21 protein-coding genes and 1 tRNA gene are annotated in these 23565 nt (G+C 55.3%); 14 read left to right on the plus strand and 8 right to left on the minus strand.

Translation table 11 applies throughout. The annotated features are described in order from the left end of the window. Nucleotides 1-195 precede the first annotated feature (195 nt). Nucleotides 196-990 carry a class II glutamine amidotransferase gene (locus tag ABIE64_RS03030; RefSeq protein ID WP_007090408.1) on the plus strand — a complete coding sequence of 265 codons (795 nt, stop codon included), beginning with the start codon at nt 196-198 and terminating at the stop codon, nt 988-990. Between the two features lie 2 nt (nt 991-992). Here ABIE64_RS03030 and ABIE64_RS03035 read toward each other — a convergent pair whose 3' ends face one another. Beyond that, nucleotides 993-1766, minus strand: a complete 774-nt coding sequence (locus ABIE64_RS03035; protein ID WP_037990920.1) for a DeoR/GlpR family DNA-binding transcription regulator — start codon at nt 1764-1766, stop codon at nt 993-995. A gap of 231 nt (nt 1767-1997) precedes the next feature. Here ABIE64_RS03035 and ABIE64_RS03040 point away from each other — a divergent pair, with 231 nt between their 5' ends. From ABIE64_RS03040 to ABIE64_RS03065, 6 genes are read left to right on the plus strand one after another with little or no spacing between them, the layout of a single operon-like run. Further along, nucleotides 1998-2978 (plus strand): ABC transporter substrate-binding protein, encoded by a 981-nt coding sequence (locus tag ABIE64_RS03040; protein ID WP_196871236.1) that lies wholly within the window; start codon nt 1998-2000, stop codon nt 2976-2978. After that, complete coding sequence (locus ABIE64_RS03045) at nt 2978-4714, plus strand: ABC transporter permease (protein ID WP_354376614.1); 1737 nt, start codon at nt 2978-2980, stop codon at nt 4712-4714. The genes ABIE64_RS03040 and ABIE64_RS03045 overlap by 1 nt, the downstream gene beginning before the upstream one ends. Continuing rightward, on the plus strand, nt 4702-5778 hold the full coding sequence (locus ABIE64_RS03050) for an ABC transporter ATP-binding protein (protein WP_071240515.1): 1077 nt from the start codon (nt 4702-4704) through the stop codon (nt 5776-5778). Before ABIE64_RS03045 ends, ABIE64_RS03050 begins: the two co-directional genes overlap by 13 nt. Further along, nucleotides 5778-6866, plus strand: a complete 1089-nt coding sequence (locus ABIE64_RS03055; RefSeq protein WP_083379389.1) for an MBL fold metallo-hydrolase — start codon at nt 5778-5780, stop codon at nt 6864-6866. Before ABIE64_RS03050 ends, ABIE64_RS03055 begins: the two co-directional genes overlap by 1 nt. A gap of 17 nt (nt 6867-6883) precedes the next feature. After that, nucleotides 6884-7474, plus strand: coding sequence for a histidine phosphatase family protein (locus ABIE64_RS03060; RefSeq protein WP_037990928.1), 591 nt, complete (start codon nt 6884-6886; stop codon nt 7472-7474). Further along, entirely contained in the window at nt 7471-7962 is a 492-nt protein-coding gene (locus ABIE64_RS03065) for a phosphatase domain-containing protein (protein WP_083379390.1), read from the plus strand. Before ABIE64_RS03060 ends, ABIE64_RS03065 begins: the two co-directional genes overlap by 4 nt. Before the next feature lie 45 nt (nt 7963-8007). Here ABIE64_RS03065 and msrB read toward each other — a convergent pair whose 3' ends face one another. The 5 genes from msrB to ABIE64_RS03090 form a co-directional block, all read right to left on the minus strand. Next, complete coding sequence (msrB, locus tag ABIE64_RS03070) at nt 8008-8448, minus strand: peptide-methionine (R)-S-oxide reductase MsrB (protein WP_007090400.1); 441 nt, start codon at nt 8446-8448, stop codon at nt 8008-8010. A 101-nt stretch (nt 8449-8549) separates the two neighbouring features. Then, nucleotides 8550-9014, minus strand: coding sequence for a thermonuclease family protein (locus tag ABIE64_RS03075; protein ID WP_083379391.1), 465 nt, complete (start codon nt 9012-9014; stop codon nt 8550-8552). Between the two features lie 31 nt (nt 9015-9045). Then, nucleotides 9046-9600 carry an AAA family ATPase gene (locus ABIE64_RS03080; protein WP_007090398.1) on the minus strand — a complete coding sequence of 185 codons (555 nt, stop codon included), beginning with the start codon at nt 9598-9600 and terminating at the stop codon, nt 9046-9048. A gap of 170 nt (nt 9601-9770) precedes the next feature. Further along, nucleotides 9771-10808 (minus strand): hypothetical protein, encoded by a 1038-nt coding sequence (locus ABIE64_RS03085; protein ID WP_354376615.1) that lies wholly within the window; start codon nt 10806-10808, stop codon nt 9771-9773. 113 nt (nt 10809-10921) lie between these two features. Continuing rightward, nucleotides 10922-11908 carry a LysR family transcriptional regulator gene (locus tag ABIE64_RS03090; RefSeq protein ID WP_007090396.1) on the minus strand — a complete coding sequence of 329 codons (987 nt, stop codon included), beginning with the start codon at nt 11906-11908 and terminating at the stop codon, nt 10922-10924. 223 nt (nt 11909-12131) lie between these two features. On the opposite strand from ABIE64_RS03090, the gene chvE reads away from it, so the two are divergent. From chvE to araD, 4 genes are all read left to right on the plus strand, one after another. After that, on the plus strand, nt 12132-13211 hold the full coding sequence (chvE, locus tag ABIE64_RS03095; RefSeq protein ID WP_007090395.1) for a multiple monosaccharide ABC transporter substrate-binding protein: 1080 nt from the start codon (nt 12132-12134) through the stop codon (nt 13209-13211). 148 nt (nt 13212-13359) lie between these two features. Next, nucleotides 13360-14883 carry a multiple monosaccharide ABC transporter ATP-binding protein gene (gene mmsA / locus ABIE64_RS03100; RefSeq protein ID WP_071240518.1) on the plus strand — a complete coding sequence of 508 codons (1524 nt, stop codon included), beginning with the start codon at nt 13360-13362 and terminating at the stop codon, nt 14881-14883. An 11-nt stretch (nt 14884-14894) separates the two neighbouring features. After that, nucleotides 14895-16082, plus strand: a complete 1188-nt coding sequence (gene mmsB / locus ABIE64_RS03105; protein WP_071240519.1) for a multiple monosaccharide ABC transporter permease — start codon at nt 14895-14897, stop codon at nt 16080-16082. Between the two features lie 153 nt (nt 16083-16235). Then, nucleotides 16236-17984 (plus strand): L-arabinonate dehydratase, encoded by a 1749-nt coding sequence (gene araD, locus ABIE64_RS03110; RefSeq protein ID WP_071240520.1) that lies wholly within the window; start codon nt 16236-16238, stop codon nt 17982-17984. A gap of 154 nt (nt 17985-18138) precedes the next feature. On the opposite strand, the gene ABIE64_RS03115 is transcribed toward araD, so the two are convergent. Both ABIE64_RS03115 and ABIE64_RS03120 read right to left on the minus strand, forming a co-directional pair. Further along, nucleotides 18139-18215, minus strand: a tRNA-Val gene (locus tag ABIE64_RS03115). 79 nt (nt 18216-18294) lie between these two features. Beyond that, nucleotides 18295-18978 (minus strand): HAD-IA family hydrolase, encoded by a 684-nt coding sequence (locus ABIE64_RS03120; protein WP_071240521.1) that lies wholly within the window; start codon nt 18976-18978, stop codon nt 18295-18297. Between the two features lie 245 nt (nt 18979-19223). On the opposite strand from ABIE64_RS03120, the gene glmU reads away from it, so the two are divergent. The 3 genes from glmU to rfbB all read left to right on the plus strand — a co-directional run bounded on the left by glmU (nt 19224) and on the right by rfbB (nt 23565). Next, entirely contained in the window at nt 19224-20567 is a 1344-nt protein-coding gene (glmU, locus tag ABIE64_RS03125; protein ID WP_071240522.1) for a bifunctional UDP-N-acetylglucosamine diphosphorylase/glucosamine-1-phosphate N-acetyltransferase GlmU, read from the plus strand. Between the two features lie 63 nt (nt 20568-20630). Beyond that, nucleotides 20631-22454: a glutamine--fructose-6-phosphate transaminase (isomerizing) gene (gene glmS, locus ABIE64_RS03130; protein WP_071240523.1), complete on the plus strand. Its 1824-nt coding sequence runs from the start codon at nt 20631-20633 to the stop codon at nt 22452-22454. 55 nt (nt 22455-22509) lie between these two features. Continuing rightward, nucleotides 22510-23565 (plus strand): dTDP-glucose 4,6-dehydratase, encoded by a 1056-nt coding sequence (rfbB, locus tag ABIE64_RS03135; protein WP_071240524.1) that lies wholly within the window; start codon nt 22510-22512, stop codon nt 23563-23565.

Raw genomic sequence — 23565 nt, forward strand, 5'->3', positions numbered from 1 at the left:
TACGGATAATCCTCCCGGTTGGCAAGTGCTTTATTGTTCTTTTTATTATCCATCCCCAACTGTATCGGACAGATTGCGCAAGGCAGCCGGAAGATCGACCAAAACCATAAATATCACATTGACCGTTATGTAGTTCCCCGGCATAGATAACGCGTCGCGCCGCTTCATGCCGTAACGTCAATCAAGGGAAGTCATATGTGCCGCTGGCTGAGCTATATCGGAGATCCGGTTTATCTTGAAAAACTGGTGTTCGAGCCACGCCATTCCCTTGTTGAACAAAGCCTGCATGCCGAACAGGCCAAGACGCCGACCAATGGCGATGGGTTTGGCATCGGCTGGTATGACGAACGCAAGACGCCTGGTCTTTATCGTGAAATCCTGCCAGCCTGGAATGATCCGAACCTGCGGTCGCTTGCCCATCATATCCGATCAGGCATGTTTTTCGCCCATGTCCGGGCATCGACGGGGACCGAAACCAGCCGCACCAACTGCCATCCGTTTGCCCATGACAATTACCTGTTCATGCATAACGGCCAGATCGGGGATTATCCGCTTGTGCGGCGCGTGCTGGAAGCGATGATCGATGATGAATTTTACGCCACCCGCCATGGCACGACCGATAGCGAGCTTATTTTCTGTCTGATGCTGACATTTGGTTTGCGCACCGATCCGCATCGCGCGATCCGCAAAACCATCGAAGTTGTCGAACGTGAAATGAACGAGCGCGGTGCAACTGCACCCTTCCGTTTCACCGCCTGCCTGTCAAATGGCGAGAGCGTTTGTGCCATCCGCCATGCCAGCGATGACAAGCCGCCATCGCTTTACTGGCGCAAGCGTGGGGATCATGTGATTGTCGTGTCCGAACCGCTGGATGCCGAAAGCGATAGCTGGATCGCGGTGGCACCCAACCATACCCTGCATGTTTGCCGTGATTTGAATATCTGCGAAGAACCGACACTGTCGGCGACCGGGTGCAAGGGCGCAGCCTGATCCTAGTTCGCGACGATCACCTGTGATCGGCCCCGAACCAGTTGCTGTTGCAAAATATCGCCCGGTGCGGTGTTAAGCATTACGGTTTTGAAATCCGATGCATGACCATCGCGGCACAGGGCCTTGCGACCGACCTTTTTTTCATCGACCAATAGGATCGCGTGATCGCAGCAGGCGACAAGGGCGCGACGTGCGCGGACTTCGTCCATGTTGAAATCCATCAGGTCCCCGGTTTCCGACATCCCCCCGACACTCACAATCCCGAAATCGGCGCGGTAGGTGCCAAAGAATTCCGCGCTGTCGGCCCCGATGATATCAAGATCGCGGGTGCGGATGGTCCCGCCCGCAAGGCGTAACGTGACATTGGGCGCGTTTTGTAATGTCAGTACCACATGGATATTGTTGGTCAGCACCGTCAGGTTGCGGTGCGAGGCCAGGCTTTGGGCGGCCAGTTCGGCGGTGGTGCCGGTGCCAATCGCGATGGTGCAGCCTTCGGGGATGATATCGGCGAGTTTGGCAGCAAGGGCGCGTTTGCCACTGCGGTTCCAGACTTCGCGTTTTTCATAGGCCGAGTTATCCGGATCGGGCGCCGGACCGGCAAGGCCATGACGGCGGAAGATGCGCCCCTGTTCCTGCAAGTCGCGCAGATCGGTCCGGATTGTCTGGACCGAAACGTTAAAGCGGCGTGCCAGTTCTTCGACCGCCATGAAGCCGCAGGATTTGACAAGGGCGACAATCCGGTCGCGGCGGCGGTCAAGTGGCACGGGATCGGACATTGGTTTCCTTTGATGTTCTTTCGTTCGAAAGCATGTGTTTCGCGATGTCACGGAGTATAGACAGGCTTGGTTGTGTCTGAAAAGCCCGGCAGGCTTGTTGAAACATTTAATTCTTTGCTTTGTCACACAACTGAAATCGAAATCCATATAGCGTCCCCGTCGGATTGTTTTCGAACGAAACCTTCGGGGTGGCCGCAAAGGTACGCCCCACGCAATCAAGGGATGTGGATGATGCGTAACGTTCTTCTTGCTGCCGTGGCTTCGGCTGCGATGATGCTGCCAGTTGTTGGTCAGGCCGCCGAAAAACTGGTTCTTTATACCAGCCAGCCAAATCAGGATGCCCAGACCACCGTCGATGCCTTCAAGGCCGCCTATCCGGATGTTGAAGTCGAATGGGTGCGTGATGGCACCACCAAGCTGATGGCAAAACTGCGTGCCGAGATTGCGGCAGGTGATCCGCGCCCGGATGTTTTGCTGATTGCCGATACGGTGACCCTGGAAGGCATGAAGGGCGAGGGGCTTTTGCAGGCGTATAAATCGCCCGAAGCATCGGCCTATGAAGCCGCCCTTTATGATGCGGACGGTTATTACTATTCGACCAAGCTGATCACGACCGGCATCGTTTATAATACCGGTGTCGAGAAAGCCCCGAAAAGCTGGGCCGATCTTGCCGATCCGGCGATGAAAAATCAGGTCGTGATGCCAAGCCCGCTTTATTCCGGTGCGGCCCTTATTCATCTGTCGACCCTGACGGAAAACAAGGAACTGGGTTGGGATTACTATCAGGCACTGGCCGCGAACGAAGCGCGCGCACAGGGTGGTAATGGCGGCGTGTTCAAGGCCGTTGCATCGGGCGAAAAGCCGTATGGTGTGGTTGTCGATTTCCTTGCGATCCGTGGCAAGGCCGAAGGTTCGCCCGTTGATTTCGTCTTCCCGACCGAGGGTGTCACTTATGTGACCGAGCCGGTTGCGATCATGAAAGACGCCAAAAACGTCGATGCGGCGCACAAGTTTGTTGATTTTGTTCTGTCGAGCAAAGGCCAGGAACTGGTTCTGGACATGGGTTATGTCCCGGCACGCGGCGACATGGCATTGCCGGAAGGTTTCCCGGCACGCAGCGACATCAAGCTGATGGATTTCAATCCGGCCGTGGCACTGGAACAGGCAGAAGCGAACAAGAAAAAGTTCGCGGACATTTTCGGGGCTGAATAATGCAGGCTGCAAGTCGCCTTCGCGGCTTCATGCCCGGCTTTGCAAGCCCAACGGTTGGCAGCCGGTCTTCGGACCGGTTGTTGCCGTGGCTTTTATTGCCGGTGTTCGTGATTTCGATTTTACCGATTGCGCGCCTTGCGATTGAAGGCGTGTTTGTTGGCGGTGTGCCCAGTGCGGATTACATCCGCGATGTTCTGGGCAGTTCGACGACATGGCGGGCAACTGCCAACAGTCTTTATACCGCAGGGCTTGGAACGATCATTTCGCTTTTGATTGGGGGCGCGTTTGCCTTTCTGGTCGCGCTGACCGATATCCGCGCCAAGGCGGTACTGGTTTTCTGTTTCATGATCCCGATGATGATCCCGCCGCAGATCACGGCGTTGGCGTGGGTGCAACTGACCGGACCGAGCAGTGCACTTTTGAATGCGCTTGGCATGGCACCCCCGATGGGATCGCCCCAGCCGTTTTATTCGGCCGAGGGGATTGCGCTTTTGCTGGGGATTCAGCATGCATCAATCGTGTTTTTGACCCTTCGGGCCAATTTGCGCATGCTGCCGCGCGAACAGATCGAAGCAGCCCGTTTGGCGGGTGCGCGTGGTGGACGGCTGTGGTGGCAGATCATATTGCCACTGACCAGTCCCGGTCTGATCGCCGGAACCGCGATGGCGTTTGTCACGGCCCTTGGCAATTTCGGGATACCGGCGATGCTGGGGATACCCGCCAATTATTCGACATTACCGACCCTGATTTATCAGAAACTGGCCGGATTTGGCCCGTCGGTCCTGGGCGAGGTATCGGTGCTGGCGATGTTGATCGGGACGATTGCGATCTTGGGTGTGGCGGTGCATCACCGGTTACTGGGCAAGCGTGACTATCGTCTGATGGGGATGGTGGGGCGGCCACTTGATATCCGGTTGGGCGCACGCAGGACATTGGTTGAAGCGGTGCTTTGGACGGTTTTGATCGCCATTCTGGTGATCCCGTTGATGGCGTTGGTCGCGACCGCACTGGTCCCGGCATTTGGCGTTAAGCTGAGCCTTGCCAATTACAGTTTCGATGCGTTTTACGAAGTCCTGTTTGTCCAGCCATCGACCATCCGGGCGTTCCATAACAGTTTCATGTTGTCGGTTGGGGCGGCGGTGACGCTGGTCGCGATCTGTTTGCCGTTGGCCTATGTGATTGTAAGGCGGCCGACCCGGTTGACCCATATGGTCAATCTTCTGGTCGAGGTGCCCTATGCCTTGCCCGGTGTGGTTCTGGCGATTGCCTGCATTCTTCTGTTCATCCGCATTCCGGTAATCGATGTCAGTTTGTATGGCACGCTTGCGATCATTTTTGTTGCCTATCTGGCACGGTTTCTGGTGATTGCGCTGCGCCCGGTGATGAACAGTTTTTCCCAGCTTGATCCGGCATTGGAAGAGGCGGCACAGGCGTGCGGTGCAGGACTTGGTCGCCGGTTGCGCGATATTCTGCTGCCATTGGCGGCACCGTCGGCAGCGGCTGGGGCGTTGCTGGTGTTTTTGACAGCGTTTAACGAATTGACGGTTTCGGCCCTTCTGTGGTCGGCCGGAAACGAGACGCTGGGCGTTTTGATTTTCAATCTGGATGACAGTGGCGACACCGTTCTGGCCTCGGCCGTGGCGGTATTGGTTGTGCTGGTTGTTGTTGCGTTGATGACCGGTTTCCAACTGGCATCACGCCGTTTGCCCAAGGGAGTTGTACCATGGCAGACATAAATCTTTCGCGGATTACCAAATCTTTTGGCGATTACCGCGCGGTCAATCAGGTATCGCTTGATATCCATGATGGCGAATTTGTTGCTCTTTTGGGGCCGTCGGGCTGTGGCAAGACGACGTTGCTGCGTCTTCTGGCCGGTTTCGAGGAACCTGATCAGGGTGTCATCGCCCTGGGCGGACAGGCAGTTGCCGATCCGGCCAACGGGGTGATGATCAACCCAGAGGCACGCAACCTTGGCATCGTGTTTCAGTCCTATGCGCTTTGGCCGCATATGTCGGTGGCGCGCAATGTCGGTTATCCGTTGGAGGTGCGCGGGCTTGGCCGGGCGGAACGTGATGCGAAAATTGCCGAGGCATTGTCGATTGTCGCCCTTGAACCTTATGCCGACCGCAGCCCGACGGAACTTTCGGGTGGGCAGCGCCAGCGGGTTGCATTGGCGCGATGTCTGGTGATGGAGCCGCGGGCGGTGTTGCTGGACGAACCGCTTGCAAACCTTGATGTGCATCTGCGCGAAACCATGCAGCAGGCATTTCTGGATTTCCATCGCCGGACCGGGGCGACAATGATTTACGTCACCCACGATCAGGCCGAAGCCATGGCCATGGCCGACCGGATTGCGGTGATGGACAAGGGCCGCATTCGTCAGATGGCGGCCCCGGAAACCCTTTACCGTGAACCGGCCGATCATATGGTCGCGGGCTTTGTCGGGGCCGGGGCGGTGTTGCCGATTGGTGACGTATCCATGCGGGGTGCCGGACGGTGTTCGGTGCGATTGGGCGATGCGGCGATCCATGCGCGGATTTGCCAGGAGGCGGCCAGCAATATGAACGAACTTGGTTTGTGTTTGCGGCCAGAGGATGTCTGGGTCGACGAGGCCGGGACATTGCGCGGTTCGGTCGAGGATTGCGTTTATCTGGGCGGTCGGTTCCGGCTTCAGGTGCGGGTCGGTGCCGATCAGGTTTTACCGGTTTATGCGACGCAACGCGCACGGATCGGCGAAGCCGTCGGATTGGTGATTTCCGATGGCTGGGTGTTTAACCGATCAGAAGGTGAGGCCGCCTGATGTCTGCCCGGATGCGTGTTTTATCGGGTCTTGGTGAAAAAGGCCCGGCCTGTTTGCGGTTGGAATTTTTCAATCGGCGCTGGTTGCTGGATTGCGGGGTCGGTCCGGAAAATGACAGCGGTTTTGATCCGGCATGGTTGAACAAGGTTAACGCCGTTTTCATTACTCACGACCATGTCGATCATATCGGTGCCGCGGCGGAGGTGATAGCAGCCGGTTTACCGATTTACTGTACCGAGGTCACGGCGCGATCCCTGCCTGCAGGGGCGAATGTGATCATTCTGCCGCCCTATGGGGAAATCCAGGTTGACGGTGTCACCGTCACCACCGGGCGGACCGGGCATGCCTTTGGCGGGGTGTGGCTGCATTTCGAACTGGGCGGCGGGGTTCTTTACACCGGTGATTTCTGCAAGGAGTCTGATTACTTCCTTTATGACACACCACCGGATGCCGCGACGGTTTTGATGGATGCGTCCTATGGCATGGAACGCCTGACACAACAGGTGCGGATCGACGGACTTTTGACCAAGATGTCCAAACTTGACGGCCAAATCCTGTTTCCCGTACCGCCGAGCGGACGGGCAGCTGAAATGGCATTGCTGTTTGAAAAGCACGGCATGACCGACTGGACGATGGATGCGCGGTGCTATGGACGGGTCAAACAGGTTCTGGGGGATGGCGGATCGGATTATGTATCGTTTGATGCGATCAAAAAACTGCGCGTGCTTAAGGACAAGGCGCGTGATTTCAATCCGGATGCCAGATTGCTTTTGTGCCATGCGCCGTGCGGCACGTATGGCATCGCGGGCGAACTGATTGAAAAATGGGGGCAGGACGGACGGCTGGGCCGCGATGCGCATGTAATCTTTACCGGTTTCATGCCAGCCGAGGCACGCCGCATGGTCGAAAAGGGGCATGCCCATTTCCGGCGCTGGAACGTGCATCCGCTGTTTGATGATGTGGTTGCGATGGCCAATGATTGCCACGCGATGCAGATCGTGCCGCTGTTTAATGGCCGTCCCGAGGACTTTAGCCTTGTCGATGGCTTTGAAGGGCGGTTACAGCTTTCGGATCGGTTTTATCTGTAAATGGGCAATGACCAGACATGATTTATCCTGCAAAGACGTTCGATTTTCCGAAAGTGCCGTTTGTGTTTATCCGGCACGGGGAAACCGATGCCAACAAGGCCGAAATCATCGCCGGGTCAAGCGAGCCGCCATTGAACAATGCCGGTCGCGAACAGGCGCGTGCGATTGCGCCATTGATGGCGATGGGCAAATGGCAGGCGGTTTATGTCAGCCCGCAGGACAGGGCCCGCAAAACAGCCGAGCTGGTTTTGCCCGATTATGATTTGCATATTCTTGACGGGTTGCGCGAACGCCATTGGGGTGACCTTGAAGGCCGCCCGATTGCCGAGGCTGGATCACGGTTCGATACACCGCCCAATGGCGAGGGGTTTGATGCGATGTGTCAGCGGGTATCGTTTGCCATGCAAACCGCCCTGGCCGAGGTAAGCGACCGTTTGACCGTGGTGGTTGCCCATTCCGGTGTCGGGCGTTGCATTCTTTATATGACCGGTTTTGATGCCGAAGGTCCGCGTATTGCAAATGCAACGCCGATTCTGTTCCGCCCGGTCGGAACGGGATGGGAATATGAAAATTTGACCGAAGATCTGATCAGGGAGATTTCCGCGTGACCCAGCCAGAAACCATAATATCCGGTTCGATCAGTAACCCGCGTGATGCGGTGGTGTTCGATATGGATGGCACGCTGGCCTATTTCGATGCCGATGAATTGGGACATCTGGTGCATGGGACGGAAAAGCATTGGGATGCGTTCTTCGACGCAATGGATAAAGCCGCACCGATTGCCGATATCGAACGGCTTTTGCGCGTTTTGCACCAATCCGGGCAGGCGATTGTGATTTGTTCTGGTCGCCCGGCCGGGTGGCAGCACCGGTCCGAAGCATGGCTTCGGGCGCATGGCATTCCGTTTGATGGCATGTATCTGCGCCCGGAAGATGCCGATCACCGCACGGACGAGGAAGTCAAAGAAGACCTTCTGGCACAAATCCGTGCCGACGGCTTCAACCCGTGGCTGGTGGTCGATGATCGCAAGCGCGTGGTCGATAAATGGCGCGATATGGGGTTGACCTGCCTGCAATGTGCGCCGGGGGATTTTTAAGGCCTTGATAGAGAAAGACCGGCGCGTGTGCCGGTCTTTGCTGTTTTAATCAAAAAGCGGTTTGTATTCGCCGTATCCTTCGGCCTCTAGATCGCGGACGGGGATAAAACGCAGCGATGCGGAATTGATGCAATAGCGCAGGCCGCCGGCTTCTTTGGGGCCATCGGGGAAGACATGGCCCAGATGGCTGTCACCATGTTTGGAGCGGACTTCGATCCGGCGCATGCCGTGGGTATTGTCTTCGCGTGCGACGACATGATCTGTTTCGACAGGGCGGGTGAAGCTTGGCCAGCCGCAGCCGGAATCAAACTTGTCGCGGGATGTGAATAACGGCTCGCCCGAGACGATATCAACATAAAGCCCGTCTTCCTTGTGATCCCAGAATTCATTGCGAAACGGTGGTTCGGTGCCGCTGTTTTGCGTGACGTGATACTGGTTGGCGTCAAGGGCTTTGATGGCGTCCGGGTTCTTGGTGTATTTCGTCATGGTTTCTCCGGGAGGCGTTATTTGGTCATGCTTCCGAAGATGGTCGGATTGGGCGCAATGTCCAGTGCCTTCACGGCAAAGTTATGGATTTTGGGACCGGATCACCCTTGGCACCAGGGTTGGCGTTTGGTTTTGCCGTCATAAGGGCGGGCGAGACCCTGATTGATCAGTTCCTGATCGAGTGCCCTGCCGTCAATGCGCACCGATGCGACGACGCGTCCGCCATAACGGCCCCATTCCGGTTCGCAGAATTCAACGCGTTTGGCCGATTTCAGGCTTTGACGGGCGAAATCGCGGGCTTTGCCCGCAAGGGACTTTTCGCTTTCGCATTTGCCGCGTATTTCGGGGGTGTCCACGCCGCGCACACGTACCGACATTTCGGCAATTTCGCCGGGAAGGCTGGGGATATTCACATAGATGGTATCGCCATCATAAGCGTATTCACCGTGCCGTTCGCGCAGCGGCCAGTCATAGCAGGCAGCGATAGCCGAGATGGAGGCCGCGGGCAGAAACATGCTGCAAAGTGTTAGAGGTGCGATGGTGAGTCGGATTGAGGTGCGGGGCATTGGGGTGTTCTTTTGAATTGTCGAAGTCGGATTACAGTTTCAGGCGGGCAAGTATCTGGGCGGCGCGCTGTTCGACCGGGCCTTTGCGGATTTCAATCGGCTCGTAACCGCATTGCAGATAGGTGCGATACAGAACGACATATGTTCTGACGGCGTCCGCGAAGCTTTGTGTTCGCGCGCTGTCGGTTTTGTAGATTTCCGACCATGGCGGCAGGATGAAAACCGTTTTGCGATAGCGATAGGTTTCAATGGCGCGTTTAAGGCCGGGGTCATCGGGTAGGCCGGAAAGTTCCCGATGGGCCAGCGTATCGGGAAGGCCACGATCAAAGAACACGGTTTGCGGGTCCTGACCCATGCCGTGTTGCCATGCGCGGATCGAGCCGCGCGTCATCAACCCGGCATAGGCTTCATTATCGCCCCAGGGCAGGGCATTGCCGCCGCGTTCCTGCTGTTCTTCGATCACGGCGCGCGCGACTTCGCGGCTTATTTCATAGCCGCGTTCATGAAGATAATTGATCAATGTGGTTTTGCCGGCACCGGGCCCGCCGGTGATGACAACAAGATTGGATGGATAAGGCGATTGCATTCGTATTCCCTGCACAAGGCGCACGATATGAAAGCGCTTTGCGGCAAGCTGATGGCGTAAAAATGATTGTTTGGGCCTTTGGGGCAGGACGCCCGAAAGGCATGGGGAGGCAGGGCATTAATCCGCACCGCAAAGACTGTCAATACAGAGATTGCCCGATGGGATCTGCTTTAATAGCAGCTTTCAAGCAGCGTGATCGAACCGGTGCCCGCATGCATGGCGGTTACCGCGCCATCCGGCCCGGTTTCAAAGCGGATGCCCGATGTTTTGGCATCATTTGCCCACCAGGTCAGGTAACGGCCATCTGGGCCTTCATATTCGTGTTCTTCATCGATCAGGTTATCGCCATAGGCCGCACGGACATCATCAATGGTATCGCCAACCTGAATATTATGGCCGGTGCGGATCAGGCTGGTGGCGATATCATATTCATCGGCATAAACCGAAACCCGGGCCAGCTTTTCATCAAGCATCATAAAGCCAAGCCCGGTCGGGCCGCCTGCCGATTGCAGGTGATAACAGGCGTTATTTTCGGTCCCGTCGCGGGTTGATGTCATGGGCTCGACCATGGCTGTACGGACCTGATCCTCGGTCATGCCGATTTTGGCATCGCCATATCCTTCGGGCGACAGGGTCGCAAGCGGGGTGTTTATGGCATCAAGTACAAGGATATCAATGGTGGCGATATCATCGCGTACGGTGACCGCACCAGGTTCGATGCGTTGCGACAAATAGGTCTGAGCACCGGTCTGCTGGTTTTGCCAGCTTTCGGGCAGCAACAGCTTTTCGCGTGGTTCAAGGCACAGGAACTTTGCGCCCTTGAGCTGTTCGGCATGGCTGAATGAAACGTTGGCCGGGATATCCATGCAGATGGTCTGGGGCAGGTCGCTGAACCAGTTGACCGGGGAGCCACGATCATCGCAAATCGTCGGATCAAACCGCAATTCGCAATAGGGCGGGACCGTATCGCGCAGGACCATGTCAAAAACCATCTGACCCTGATCTGCTTCTGTGATCAGGGTTTCCACCATTGTCTCGTCGGGATCAAGGATCTGATAATGCGTCAGGTTCCAGACGAAATTATCGCGCAGATCAAACAGAACATAGGGATCGGTTTCCGGCATCGCGACAGGATTTTGCAGTGCCGTGCTGGCAAAGGCAAAATGGGTCAAGCCCAGTGTCAAAAAGGCAAGTGTTGCTGATTGCATTATCTGTCCGGCGGAATGTTTGGTCTTTGTGTTGAAATCTTGTGCGGAACTTTATGCGAAAGACATGCCATCGCGCCACTCGCTTTTGGTAGAGGACAGGCCCCGGCATGAAATCAGGCATCGGGCTTTTCGATACGGGCAAGAATATGGTCAGAAACCAGCTGCGCGGATGGTGACAGGCGGTGTCCGCGCGCTGTAATCAGGCTGTAGGGTTTGATTTCAATCGTTCCGTCAAACGGCAGTTCGGCAATCATGCCCCCGATGCTTAAAAGCGATGTGACCTCCTCCGCCATCGGTGCGATGGCATCCGTGCCCGACAGGGTGGCAAGGGTAACCAGCAGTGACGCGGAATTCAGACTGGAATGCGGCAGCGGCAGATGGCGCGAGATAAACACGTCTTCGATGGTGCGGCGCATCAGGTTGCCTGGTGGCGGTAATAGCCATTCGAATTTGGCAAGACGGGCCAGTGAAACAGGCTTGTTTTCCGCAAGCAAAGGATGCCCGGCGCGAACCATCAGGCGGATTTTCTCGCTTCGGATTTCGCGGATGTTGAATTGGCGAGGGTCCATATCTTCGGGGACGCGGCCGATGACAAAATCATGATCCCCCGCCAGCAGATCCTTGATCAGCAGATGCGATGGTCCGACCGACACATGTGCTTCAAGCAGGGCGTTGATCGACTGCACCGTGCGGATGGCCGGCACGACAAGATCAACTGCTGCTGCGGTCACAGCGCCGATGAAAACCGTGCCGCCGCCATGCTTGATATCCTCGATCTCGCGTTCGGCTTCGCGGATTTCAATCAGCATGCTGCGCGCGCGCCTCGCCAGTGCGCGTCCAGCATTGGTCATTTCAATGCCGCGCGATCCGCGCACACAAAGCCGGGCTTCAAGAATGGTTTCCATTTCTGATAACAGACGTGATGCTGCGGGCTGCGATGTTTGCAGCATGGCGGCGGCCTGGCTGATCTGCCCGGTTTCTTCCATCGCGACAATCATGCGCAGATGGCTAAGCTTCAGGCCGCGCTGAAACAGATTGCCGGATCGAAACAACAGGGATTTTGCGGAACTCAGCGGTAATGTTTTTGCGGGCTCAGTCATGGGGATCCTCCGTTCCCGGCGAGTTTAATATATCATTATTGATATGCAAGTTTCGAAAATACTTATTTGATTGTTATGTCTGGCCCCGGAATAATGGCGCCGCATCTCGCGGGAAAACGGGATGCATTATCAAGCGAAAACAAAGACGCGGCACATACAGGCAGCTTTGCCTGGAAAGTCGGGCAAAAGGCTGTAAAGGCCGTGTCTTTTAGGGAGGAAAGATATGAAACGTCTCAGTGCCGTAATGGCAGGGGTCGCCTTTGGCGCGGCCGCAATGATGAGCCCGATGATTTCCGGCAGCTATGCACATGCCGATGAAAAAGGATATGTCGGGATCGCGATGCCCACCAAATCCTCGGCACGCTGGATTTCGGACGGCGAGTCCATGGTCAAGCAGTTCGAAGACGCCGGTTACAAAACCGATCTGCAATATGCAGAAGACGATATTCCCAACCAGCTTTCCCAGATTGAAAACATGATCGTCAAAGGCGTTGATGTTCTTGTGATCGCGGCAATCGACGGCACCACGCTTTCGAACGCGCTGGAAAATGCCAAGGCAGCCGGTATTCAGGTGTTCGCCTATGACCGCCTGATCCGTGACACCGCCAATGTTGATTACTATTCGACCTTCGATAACTTCAAAGTCGGCGTTCAGCAGGCAACCTCGCTGGTTGAAGGTCTGACCGCGGCTGGTGAGCCGCCCTATAATGTTGAACTGTTCGGTGGTTCGCCGGATGATAACAACGCCTATTTCTTCTATAACGGTGCGATGTCCGTTCTGCAGCCGCTGATTGATGAAGGCACGGTTGTTGTCAAATCTGGCCAGATGGGCATGGACAAGGTTGGTACCCTTCGCTGGGATGGCGCGGTTGCACAGGCACGTATGGATAACCTGCTGTCGGCTTATTACACCGACGATCAGGTTGATGGCGTTCTGTCGCCCTATGATGGTCTTTCGATCGGCATACTGTCGTCGCTTAAAGGCGTTGGCTATGGTTCCGGCGACATGAAAATGCCGGTTGTTAGCGGTCAGGACGCCGAACTGCCGTCGGTCAAATCGATCCTTGCTGGTGAACAGTATTCCACGATCTTCAAGGATACCCGTGAACTTGCACGCGTCACCGTTTCGATGGTCGACAGTGTTCTTGCCGGTAAAAAGCCGACCATCAACGATACCAAAACCTATGACAACGGTGTGAAGGTTGTTCCTTCCTACCTGCTGGAGCCGGTTATGGTTGATAAATCCAACTGGGAAGAAATCCTGGTGGGTTCGGGTTACTACACCAAGGACGAAGTCCAGTAATCCGTTGATCTGAATGTGACAGAGGGCGGGCTCGCTCTGAAATGCTGGCCCGCCTTTTTCTGTGCTGTCTGAAACTGACGGTAACAGTCAAACAAGACTGCGAGCGAGAATAGCGCCGTTGTGAAAACATCGGCAGTGGGAGGACCGGATGGATACCATCCTGGAAATGCGCAATATCACCAAAACCTTTCCGGGGGTGAAGGCGCTGGACGATGTCAGCCTGAAAGTGGAACGTGGTGAAATCCACGCCCTTTGCGGCGAAAACGGGGCCGGTAAATCGACCCTGATGAAAGTATTGAGCGGCGTTTACCCGATTGGCACCTATGAAGGTGACATCCTTTATGGCGGGGATGTGCAGGAATTCAAGGATATCCGCGACAGCGAAGAACGCGGCATTATCATCATTCATCAGGAACTGGCTCTTGTGCCGTTGCTGTCGATTGCCGAGAACATCTTTCTGGGCAACGAGATTTGCGAAAACGGTGTGATTAACTGGCCCGCGACCTTTGCACGCACGAGCGAGCTTTTGAAAAAAGTCGGGCTTCGCGAAACACCCAGCGAACTGATCACCAATATCGGTGTCGGCAAGCAGCAGCTTGTTGAAATTGCCAAGGCGCTTTCGAAAAAGGTCAAGCTTCTGATCCTTGACGAGCCGACGGCAAGTTTGCAGGAAAATGACAGCCAGAAACTTCTGGACCTGTTGCTTGAATTCAAGGCGCAGGGGATCACATCGATCCTGATTTCGCACAAGCTGAACGAAATCAATCGCGTGGCTGACCGCATCACGGTTATTCGCGATGGCAAGGCGATTTCGACACTTGATGCGCGTGGCGGCAAAATTACCGAAGACGATATCGTCAAGGATATGGTCGGGCGCGATATGGCGCATCGTTATCCGGATCGCACACCTAATATCGGCACGACCAAGCTGATGGAAGTGCGCAACTGGAATGTGACCCATCCGCTCCATCCCGAACGCAAGGTCGTCAAAAATGTCAGTATCGATGTGGCGGCAGGCGAGGTTGTCGGGATTGCCGGTCTGATGGGGGCCGGGCGTACCGAACTTGCCATGAGCATCTTTGGCCGTGCCTATGGCGCGGATATCAGCGGCGAGGTCCTGATTAATGGCAAACCTGCCGATGTGTCGACCGTTGAAAAGGCGATTGCATCGGGTCTTGCCTATGTGACAGAGGATCGCAAGGAAATGGGGCTGGTGCTTGAAGAAAGCATCACGACCAATATCACATTGGCCAATCTTGACGGTGTTGCCGAACACGGCGTCATCAATGAAGGGGCCGAACGTCAGGTGGCCGAAGAATATCGCAGCAAAATCAATATCCGCACCCCGAATGTCGGACAGAAGGCTGTCAATCTTTCGGGGGGTAACCAGCAGAAAGTCGTTTTGGCGAAATGGCTGTTTGCCGGGCCGGAGGTCCTTATTCTGGACGAACCGACGCGTGGCATTGATGTTGGTGCGAAATACGAGATTTATACGATTATCAACCAGCTGGCAGCCGATGGTAAGGGGGTCATCATGATCTCGTCGGAGATGCCGGAGCTTCTGGGCATGTGCGATCGCATCTATGTGATGAACGAGGGTGAGATCAAAGGGCAACTGGCGGCAAATGATGCCGATCAGGAAAAAATCATGCGCATGATCCTGAAAGCGTAAGGAAGCAGACAATGACGGATACTTCTAGCAGCAAATCGATGGGTTATTACCTGCGCACGCATATGCGCGAATATGGCATGGTGGTCGCGCTGATCGCGATTCTGGCCTTCTTCCAGGTGATGACCGATGGCGTGATGCTTAAACCGGTCAACCTGACCAACCTGTTCCTTCAGAACAGCTATATTATCATCATGGCAGTGGGCATGCTGCTGGTGATTGTCGGCGGTCATATCGACCTTTCGGTTGGATCGGTCGTCGGCTTTATCGGTGCGCTCGCCGCGGTGATGATTGTCCATTGGGATTTGCCGACGATTATTGTGATCCCGGCCTGTCTGATCGTCGGTGCGATTATCGGTGCCGCCCAAGGATACTGGGTTGCCTATTGGCGCATTCCGTCCTTTATCGTGACGCTGGCCGGTATGCTGGTGTTTAAAGGTTTGACGCTGGCGCTTCTGGGTGGGGCATCGGTTGGTCCGTTCCCTGACAGCTTCCAGGCGATGTCTTCGGGCTTTCTGCCGGATTTCTTTGCCGGTTTGATCGAAGGCCGCTTTAACATCTTTTCGATGGTTCTGGGCGTTGCAATTGCGGTGATTCTGCCGGTCCTTGGTCTGCGGGCACGCGCCAAGCAGGCGAAGTTCGCCGAGGTTGAAGAACCGATAGCGTTCTTTGCGGCCAAACATGCGATTGCCGGTCTTGCGATCCTGTATGTCACCTATCTTCTGTCGACCTATCGCGGGTTGCCGAACGTTTTGATCGTGATGGCGCTTCTGATTGCGATATTCACCTTCATCACCAACAGCACAACGCTTGGGCGCCGTATCTATGCGCTGGGCGGGAATGAAAAAGCCGCCAAGCTTTCGGGCATCAATACTAAACGCCTGACCTTCCTGACCTTTGCCAATATGGGCATGCTGGCCGCGCTCGCCGGTCTGGTGTTTGCCGCGCGTTTGAATACGGCAACCCCGAAAGCCGGTCTTGCATTCGAGCTTGATGTGATTGCGGCCGTGTTTATCGGTGGCGCATCGATGTCGGGCGGGGTTGGCAAGGTGATCGGTGCGGTGGTTGGCGCGTTGATCATGGGGGTCATGAATAACGGCATGTCGATCATTGGTGTCGGTATCGACTGGCAGCAGGTCATCAAGGGTCTGGTGCTGCTCGCGGCTGTGATCTTTGATGTCTATAACAAGAACAAAGCGTAACAACATGCAGACGAGGAACGGCACGGTTCTGACAGGATCAGTTGCTTGGATAAAGCAATTGCAAAGCCATGCCGTTCAAAGTCCCCCATATGGAATGCCACATCCATATGGAATCGGACCCGTCTCGATAAAAACTCATAAAGGAGAACGGGCATGACGAAGTTCAAACCGGCAGCATGGCCCCGCGTCCTGCGTTCGCAGGAAGGCTGGTTCGGCGGAACCAGCAAGGACAATATCTATCACCGCAGCTGGATGAAGAACCAGGGCCTGCCATCGGACCTGTTTGACGGTCGTCCGGTGATCGGGATTTGCAATACCTGGTCGCAGTTGACGCCCTGCAACGCGCATTTGCGCGATCTGGCGGAACGCGTCAAACACGGTATTTACGAAGCTGGTGGTTTACCGCTTGAATTCCCGGTTTTCTCGCCGGGCGAGAGCACATTGCGCCCGACCGCCATGATGTTCCGTAATTTGTGCGCGATGGATGTCGAGGAAGCGCTGCGCGGAACGCCGCTTGACGGTGTGGTTCTGATGGTGGGCTGCGATAAAACCACCCCAGCCCTTTTGATGGGGGCTGCAAGTGTTGATATCCCGGCGATTGTGGTCACCGGCGGGCCGATGCTGAACGGTAAATGGCGCGGTCAGGATATCGGTTCGGGCACGTCGCTTTGGCAGCTTTCCGAAGACCGCAAGGCCGGCAAGATCAGCACCGAGGACTTCCTTGAAGCCGAAATCGCCATGTCGCGTTCGCCCGGTTCATGCAATACGATGGGCACCGCATCCACCATGGCCAGCATGGCGGAAGCACTGGGCATGGCGCTTTCGGGAAATGCGGCGATTCCGGCCGTGGATAGCCGTCGTCGCGTGATGGCGCATGTGACCGGCCGCCGGATCGTGCAGATGGTCAAGGACGACCTGAAACCATCCGACGTCATGACCAAGGAAGCGTTTGAAAATGCGATCCGGGTCAATGGGGCGATTGGTGGTTCGACCAATGCCGTGATCCATTTGCTCGCCATTGCCGGTCGTGTTGGCATCGACCTGACACTTGATGATTGGGACCGTCTGGGTCGTGATATTCCGACGATTGTGAATCTGCAGCCATCGGGCAAATACCTGATGGAGGAATTCTTCTATGCCGGTGGTTTACCGGTGGTCATCAAGGCACTGGGTGAGGCGGGCAAGCTGCATAATGATGCTTTGACCGTTTCGGGCGACACCATGTGGGAGCAGGTCAAGGATGTTCAGAACTGGAATGACGATGTCATTCGCCCGTTCGAAAAGGCCCTGACCCAAAGCGGTGGCATCGCGGTTGTCAAAGGCAACCTTGCGCCCAATGGTGCGGTGTTGAAGCCGTCGGCGGCAACAGCTTCCTTGCTCACCCATCGTGGTCGTGCCGTGGTGTTTGAGGACATTGATGATTACAAGGCCAAGATCTATGACGAAAGCCTTGATATCGATGAAAACTGCATCATGGTTCTGAAAAACTGCGGGCCGAAAGGCTATCCGGGTATGGCCGAGGTCGGCAATATGGGCTTGCCGCCCAAGGTGCTACGCAAGGGCATTACCGACATGGTGCGTATTTCCGATGCCCGTATGAGCGGCACGGCATATGGCACGGTGGTTCTGCATACATCCCCTGAAGCCGCTGCTGGCGGCCCGTTGGCGGTGGTGCAGAATGGCGACATGATTGAACTGGATGTGCCAAACCGCAAACTGCACCTCGATATCAGTGACGAGGAGCTTAAGAAGCGCCTTGATAATTGGAAATCGACGGTGCCGGTACCGGAAAGCGGTTATGCATCGCTGTATTACAAAAGCGTCATTGGCGCGGACAAGGGGGCCGATTTCGACTTCCTCGTCGGTCATCGCGGCAAGGCGATCCCGAAAGACAGCCATTAGGCCAAAGCTCCCGCAAGACGCGATAGCGTTGATTGCGCACTCCCGACCGGTCGGCAGGAAATTGCTGACCGGTTTTTTTATTCCCCATAGAGGAAAATGCAGCCTGCTTCCCTGTTCAGGGAACGGTATGACGATTTAAGTTTTATGGAAAAAATGGTGGGCGTAACAAGATTCGAACTTGTGACCTCTCCCGTGTGAAGGGAACGCTCTAACCAACTGAGCTATACGCCCGAAAACGGAAATCGCGGCCCGATTGGGCAGCTTGTTCTCCGTCGGTAGCGCGGGGTTATAAGGGGGTGATCAGGGGGTGTCAAGCAGCCTGTTTGACGATTTTTCCGATCTCTTCGGGCAGGTTTTCAAATGCAGTGACAACCCCATCCGCGGCGAGATTTTTTGCACGTGTATCATCGACTTCAAAGGCCACCGCAATGGCCGGAATGCCGAAATTGCGTGCGGCATTCACATCATTGGCATGATCACCAACCATGATCGCGATATCGCCGCGTGCCCGGTCATATCCGGCTTGATCAAGGGCGAATGCCAAATGAGCGCCGTCGGGCTTTTTAACGTGCGTTGCATCGCCGCCGACAATCACGGCAAACAGATCGAAGACACCCAGCCGTTCAAGGATGCGTTTGCAGGGTGCGGTCGGTTTGTTTGATGCCAGACCAATGATCCAGCCATCTGATGCCAGATCGCGAAGGGTTGCTTCGGCATTTTCAAACAGGCGGGTATGGGCATAGTCGGTGTCGATATAACGTGTGGTGAAATCGCCTTCGCAGTCATCGAGCTGTTGACCATCAATCGTGACACCGCGCGCATCAAACGCCCGTTTGGTCAGCATTTTGGTGCCATCGCCCAGCATGGCTTCCAGTTCGGGACGGGCAAGTGGCGCAAGGTCTTGGGCGGCGAGGGTTTCGTTCATCGCAAACAGCAGATCATCCACCCCGTCAATCAGGGTGCCGTCAAGATCGAACAGGATGAATTTTGCCATTTTGCGATGCTGCCTTTGAAAACGAATATCGATTTATCGGACCTTAACCGAACTGGTGTCATTAACAAACGGTAACATCTGCTAACACGAAGTAACAAAACGTGATTCTTTCGGGGCTTTTGCCTTTGGGGATTATAGGTTAGGAGTTGCTTCAAATCGGCTGTGACAGGTTCGGACCGGCATATCGTGACCGGATCGAAAACAAAGGGGACGCCGTGTAACGCATGGCACAACAGGGTTAAAGCATGTCGCGTGAATTAAGTGTGGTGGTTCTGGCTGCGGGTATGGGAACGCGAATGAAAAGCGCGATCCCCAAGGTCATGCACAAGATAGCAGGCAAACCGATGGTCAATCATGTGATTGATACGGCGGCCCATCTGAACGCAACCAAAACCATGGTTGTTGTCGGGCCGGATATGCCCAAGCTGATTGAGGCCGTCTCCCCGCATTCGACATTTGAACAAACTGATCGACTTGGAACCGCACATGCGGTTCTTGCCGCCAAAGAGGCCCTTCGTGGCCTTACGGGCAATGTGCTTGTGCTTTATGCCGACAGTCCGCTTTTTACTACCGAAACCCTCTCACGCCTTGTCGCGGCGCGCGAGCATGGCGATCACGCGGTTGCGGTTTTGGGATTTCGCCCTGAAGACCCGACCGGTTATGGCCGCCTTGTGACCGATCCGGCAAATGGTGAGTTGCTGGCGATTGTTGAAGACAAGGAATGTGACGAAACGCAACGTGCGATCAATTTTTGCAATTCCGGTGTGATGTGCTTCCGTGCTGAAAGCATGATTGAAACCCTTGAAGCGATTGGAAATGCCAATGCCAAGGGCGAATATTACCTGACCGATGCGGTCGAGGTGGCGCGTGCTAACGGCAATAGTTGCGTTGCTGTTGAGGTCGCTGAGGAAGAAACGCTTGGTGTGAATTCCAGAAGCCAGCTTGCCGTGGCCGAAGCCATTATGCAGTCACGCCTGCGCGAGGCGGCAATGGTGAATGGTGCGACCCTGATTGATCCGGGTTCGGTCTATCTGGCCAGCGACACCATATTGGGCCGGGATGTTGTTATCGAGCCGAATGTGTTTTTGGGTCCTGGTGTTACGGTTGGCGATGATGTGACCATCAAGGCCTTCAGCCATCTTGAAAGCTGTGTGGTGGGCGACAAAGCCGATATCGGGCCCTATGCACGTTTGCGACCGGGCGCGGAAATTGGTGCCGGTGCCAGGGTTGGAAATTTTGTCGAGATCAAAAAGGCTGTTGTTGAAGCCGGGGCGAAGGTCAATCACCTCAGCTATATCGGTGATGCCCGTGTCGGGGCAAAGGCCAATATCGGTGCCGGAACCATCACATGCAATTACGACGGATACCGCAAACAGCATACTGATATCGGGGCAGGTGCATTTATCGGTTCCAATTCGGCACTGGTCGCCCCCGTATCCATCGGGGATGGTGCCATTATTGGTGCGGGCAGCACGATTACCGGAACGGTCGAAGCCGATGCCCTGGTGATAGAGCGGGCGCAACGGCTTGATAAACCGGGCTGGGCGCGGGTATTTCGCGAGAAGATGAAGGCCCTTTTGGGTAAGTAATGGCAATTAACGCGCGGCATTTGCGTGCGCGATGGGCAAAATTTCGACGGGGAAGACAACACTATGTGCGGTATTATCGGCATTATCGGCAAGGACAGCGTCAGCGACCGTATTCTTGAGGGGCTTAAACGGCTTGAATATCGGGGCTATGACAGTGCCGGGATTGCAACCCTTGTGAATGGTCATATCGATCGCCGCCGGGCCGAAGGCAAGCTGATCAACCTTGCCAACCGTCTTGCGGAAATGCCGCTGGCGGGGGATGTCGGCATTGGTCACACCCGCTGGGCGACCCACGGTGTGCCGACCGAAAACAATGCCCATCCGCATACCGATGGCAAGGTTGCCGTGGTGCATAACGGCATCATCGAAAATTATCAGGAAATCAAGGCTGAGCTTTCCGGCAAGGGCCGGGCTTTTGCCACTGATACCGACACTGAAGTGATTGTGCATCTGGTTTCCGACTTCCTTGATCAGGGCAAAACCCCGCGTGACGCAGTCGCCGCCACATTACATCGGATTGAGGGTGCCTTTGCGCTGGTAATCATGATTGCTGGGCAGCATGACGTGATTTTTGGCGCGCGCCGTGGCACGCCGCTTGCGGTTGGTTTGGGTGAGGGCGAGATGTATCTTGGCTCGGACGCGATGGCACTGTCGCATCTGACCAACAGGCTGATTTACCTTGAAGAAGGTGATTGGGTCGAAGTGACCCGCGATGGTGTTCAGGTCCGTGACGAGCATGACAATGACGTTACCCGTGAAACAAAGCTTTCGGCTGTTTCCGGAGCCATGATGGGCAAGGGTAACTATAACCATTTCATGCAGAAGGAAATTTTCGAACAGCCAGCCGTGATTGGCGACACGTTGCATGCCTTCATCAATCCGGCGACGCGGACGATCAAGCTGCCCGATATGCCGTTTTCGTTTAACGATGTCAGCCGGTTGACGATTGTGGCGTGCGGCACGTCCTTCTATGCCGGAATGGTGGCAAAGCACTGGATCGAACGCTATGCCGGGCTTGGCGTTGATGTCGATATCGCGTCTGAATTCCGCTATCGGTGCCCGCCGCTTCCAAAAGGGGGCGTGGCGCTATTTCTTTCGCAATCCGGCGAGACGCTTGATACCTTGGCTGCCCTTCGTTATGCGAAGTCAAAGGGGCAGAAAATTGTTTCCATCGTCAATGTTGCCGAAAGCACGATTGCACGCGAAAGCGATGTGGTCTTGCTGACCTATGCCGGGCCGGAAATCGGGGTCGCATCGACCAAGGCCTTTACCACGCAATTGACTGTTCTGGCCTGTCTTGCTGTGACGATCGGGCGCGATAACGGCACTCTTGCCAAGGACGAGGAAGCCGCCATCGTCAACGCGCTGACCGAAGTGCCAAAACATGCGGCCGAAGTCCTTCATCATGACGATGAAATCCGTGAACTTGCGATCAATATCGCTGATGCGCGCGATGTGCTTTATATCGGCCGCGGCCTTGGCTATCCGATTGCGATGGAAGGGGCGCTAAAGCTTAAGGAAATTTCCTATATCCACGCCGAAGGCTATGCGGCGGGCGAGATGAAGCACGGCCCGATTGCCCTGATTGATCAGTCGGTTCCGATCATCGTGATTGCACCGTCCGACGAACTTTTTGAAAAAACCGCATCGAACATGCAGGAAGCGGCCGCACGAGGCGGACGGGTAATTTTCCTGTCTGATGCAGAGGGACTTGCGAAGCTTGGCGAGATGGCATCGGCCACGGTAGAGCTGCCAAAGGTTGCCGATTTTGTTGCGCCAATCCTGTATACTATTCCGGTTCAGATGTTGGCCTATCATGTGGCGGTCCATAAGGGTACGGATGTCGATCAGCCCCGTAACCTCGCCAAATCGGTTACGGTGGAATAAGGTCGATATTTCAGGCGACAGGTTGCACAGGTAGTTGGATAAACGGGCGGGGCCTATGAAAGTCATTGTGACAGGTGGTGCAGGGTTTATCGGGTCGGCGGTCTGCCGACTTTTGGCCGGGCAGAAAAAGATCGAGGTTCTCAACCTTGATAAGCTGACCTATGCGTCTGATTTGCGCACTGTTGAAAGTGTTTCTTCGCTACCCAACTATTGTTTCGTAAAACAGGATATCTGCAATCGGGCGGAACTTGACCGGGTCTTTGAAGATTTTCAACCCGATGCTGTGATGCATCTGGCGGCAGAAAGCCACGTAGACCGTTCGATTGACGGGCCGTCTGAATTTATTCAGACGAATCTTGTTGGTACATTCACCCTGCTGGAAGCAGCACGTGATTATTTCAACGGCTTGTCTGCTGAACGACGGTCGACTTTCCGGTTTCATCATATTTCGACTGACGAGGTGTATGGTTCGCTTGGGGACGAGGGGCTTTTTACAGAAGAAACCCCCTATGCGCCCAATTCGCCATATTCTGCAAGCAAGGCGGGATCGGATCACCTGGTGCGCGCCTGGCATCATACGTATGGGTTGCCGGTGATTATCAGCAATTGTTCGAACAATTACGGGCCCTATCAATTCCCCGAGAAGCTGATCCCCCTGATGATCCTGAATATCTTGCATGGCAAGGCGTTGCCGGTTTATGGCGATGGCAAAAACACGCGGGACTGGCTTCATGTTGAAGACCATGCAGACGCGCTTTTTACCATTTTGACCGAGGGACGAATTGGCGAGAAATACAATGTCGGTGGTTGCAACGAAGTTGCAAATATTGATGTCGTGCGCAGCATATTTGATGTTGTGTCGCGGTTTCAGCCCGATGCTGTGACAGGTGACTTTGAGGCGCAGGTTCGGTTCGTGACCGACCGCCCGGGGCATGACTGGCGGTATGCGATTGATCCATCCAAGACACGCGACGAGCTTGGCTGGGAACCAAAACACAGCTTTGAAAGCGGTCTGGAGCAGACAGTGAAATGGTATCTGGCAAATCGGGCGTGGTGGGAGCCCATCCTGAAAGATAAATATGCAGGTGAGCGGCTCGGAACGGTGAAATAG

Source organism: Thalassospira sp. MBR-102 (assembly GCF_040549275.1).
Taxonomy (GTDB): Bacteria; Pseudomonadota; Alphaproteobacteria; order Rhodospirillales; family Thalassospiraceae; genus Thalassospira; species Thalassospira xiamenensis.

Coding starts and splice junctions, on each gene's coding strand:
- mmsB (WP_071240519.1), top strand. CDS start 14,895: ATGACGGATACTTCTAGCAGCAAATCGATGGGTTATTACCTGCGCACG.
- ABIE64_RS03060 (WP_037990928.1), top strand. CDS start 6,884: ATGATTTATCCTGCAAAGACGTTCGATTTTCCGAAAGTGCCGTTTGTG.
- msrB (WP_007090400.1), bottom strand. CDS start 8,448: ATGACGAAATACACCAAGAACCCGGACGCCATCAAAGCCCTTGACGCC.
- ABIE64_RS03030 (WP_007090408.1), top strand. CDS start 196: ATGTGCCGCTGGCTGAGCTATATCGGAGATCCGGTTTATCTTGAAAAA.
- ABIE64_RS03050 (WP_071240515.1), top strand. CDS start 4,702: ATGGCAGACATAAATCTTTCGCGGATTACCAAATCTTTTGGCGATTAC.
- rfbB (WP_071240524.1), top strand. CDS start 22,510: ATGAAAGTCATTGTGACAGGTGGTGCAGGGTTTATCGGGTCGGCGGTC.
- chvE (WP_007090395.1), top strand. CDS start 12,132: ATGAAACGTCTCAGTGCCGTAATGGCAGGGGTCGCCTTTGGCGCGGCC.
- glmS (WP_071240523.1), top strand. CDS start 20,631: ATGTGCGGTATTATCGGCATTATCGGCAAGGACAGCGTCAGCGACCGT.
- ABIE64_RS03045 (WP_354376614.1), top strand. CDS start 2,978: ATGCAGGCTGCAAGTCGCCTTCGCGGCTTCATGCCCGGCTTTGCAAGC.
- glmU (WP_071240522.1), top strand. CDS start 19,224: ATGTCGCGTGAATTAAGTGTGGTGGTTCTGGCTGCGGGTATGGGAACG.
- mmsA (WP_071240518.1), top strand. CDS start 13,360: ATGGATACCATCCTGGAAATGCGCAATATCACCAAAACCTTTCCGGGG.
- ABIE64_RS03035 (WP_037990920.1), bottom strand. CDS start 1,766: ATGTCCGATCCCGTGCCACTTGACCGCCGCCGCGACCGGATTGTCGCC.
- ABIE64_RS03085 (WP_354376615.1), bottom strand. CDS start 10,808: ATGCAATCAGCAACACTTGCCTTTTTGACACTGGGCTTGACCCATTTT.
- ABIE64_RS03090 (WP_007090396.1), bottom strand. CDS start 11,908: ATGACTGAGCCCGCAAAAACATTACCGCTGAGTTCCGCAAAATCCCTG.
- ABIE64_RS03080 (WP_007090398.1), bottom strand. CDS start 9,600: ATGCAATCGCCTTATCCATCCAATCTTGTTGTCATCACCGGCGGGCCC.
- ABIE64_RS03040 (WP_196871236.1), top strand. CDS start 1,998: ATGCGTAACGTTCTTCTTGCTGCCGTGGCTTCGGCTGCGATGATGCTG.
- araD (WP_071240520.1), top strand. CDS start 16,236: ATGACGAAGTTCAAACCGGCAGCATGGCCCCGCGTCCTGCGTTCGCAG.
- ABIE64_RS03075 (WP_083379391.1), bottom strand. CDS start 9,014: ATGCCCCGCACCTCAATCCGACTCACCATCGCACCTCTAACACTTTGC.
- ABIE64_RS03055 (WP_083379389.1), top strand. CDS start 5,778: ATGTCTGCCCGGATGCGTGTTTTATCGGGTCTTGGTGAAAAAGGCCCG.
- ABIE64_RS03120 (WP_071240521.1), bottom strand. CDS start 18,978: ATGGCAAAATTCATCCTGTTCGATCTTGACGGCACCCTGATTGACGGG.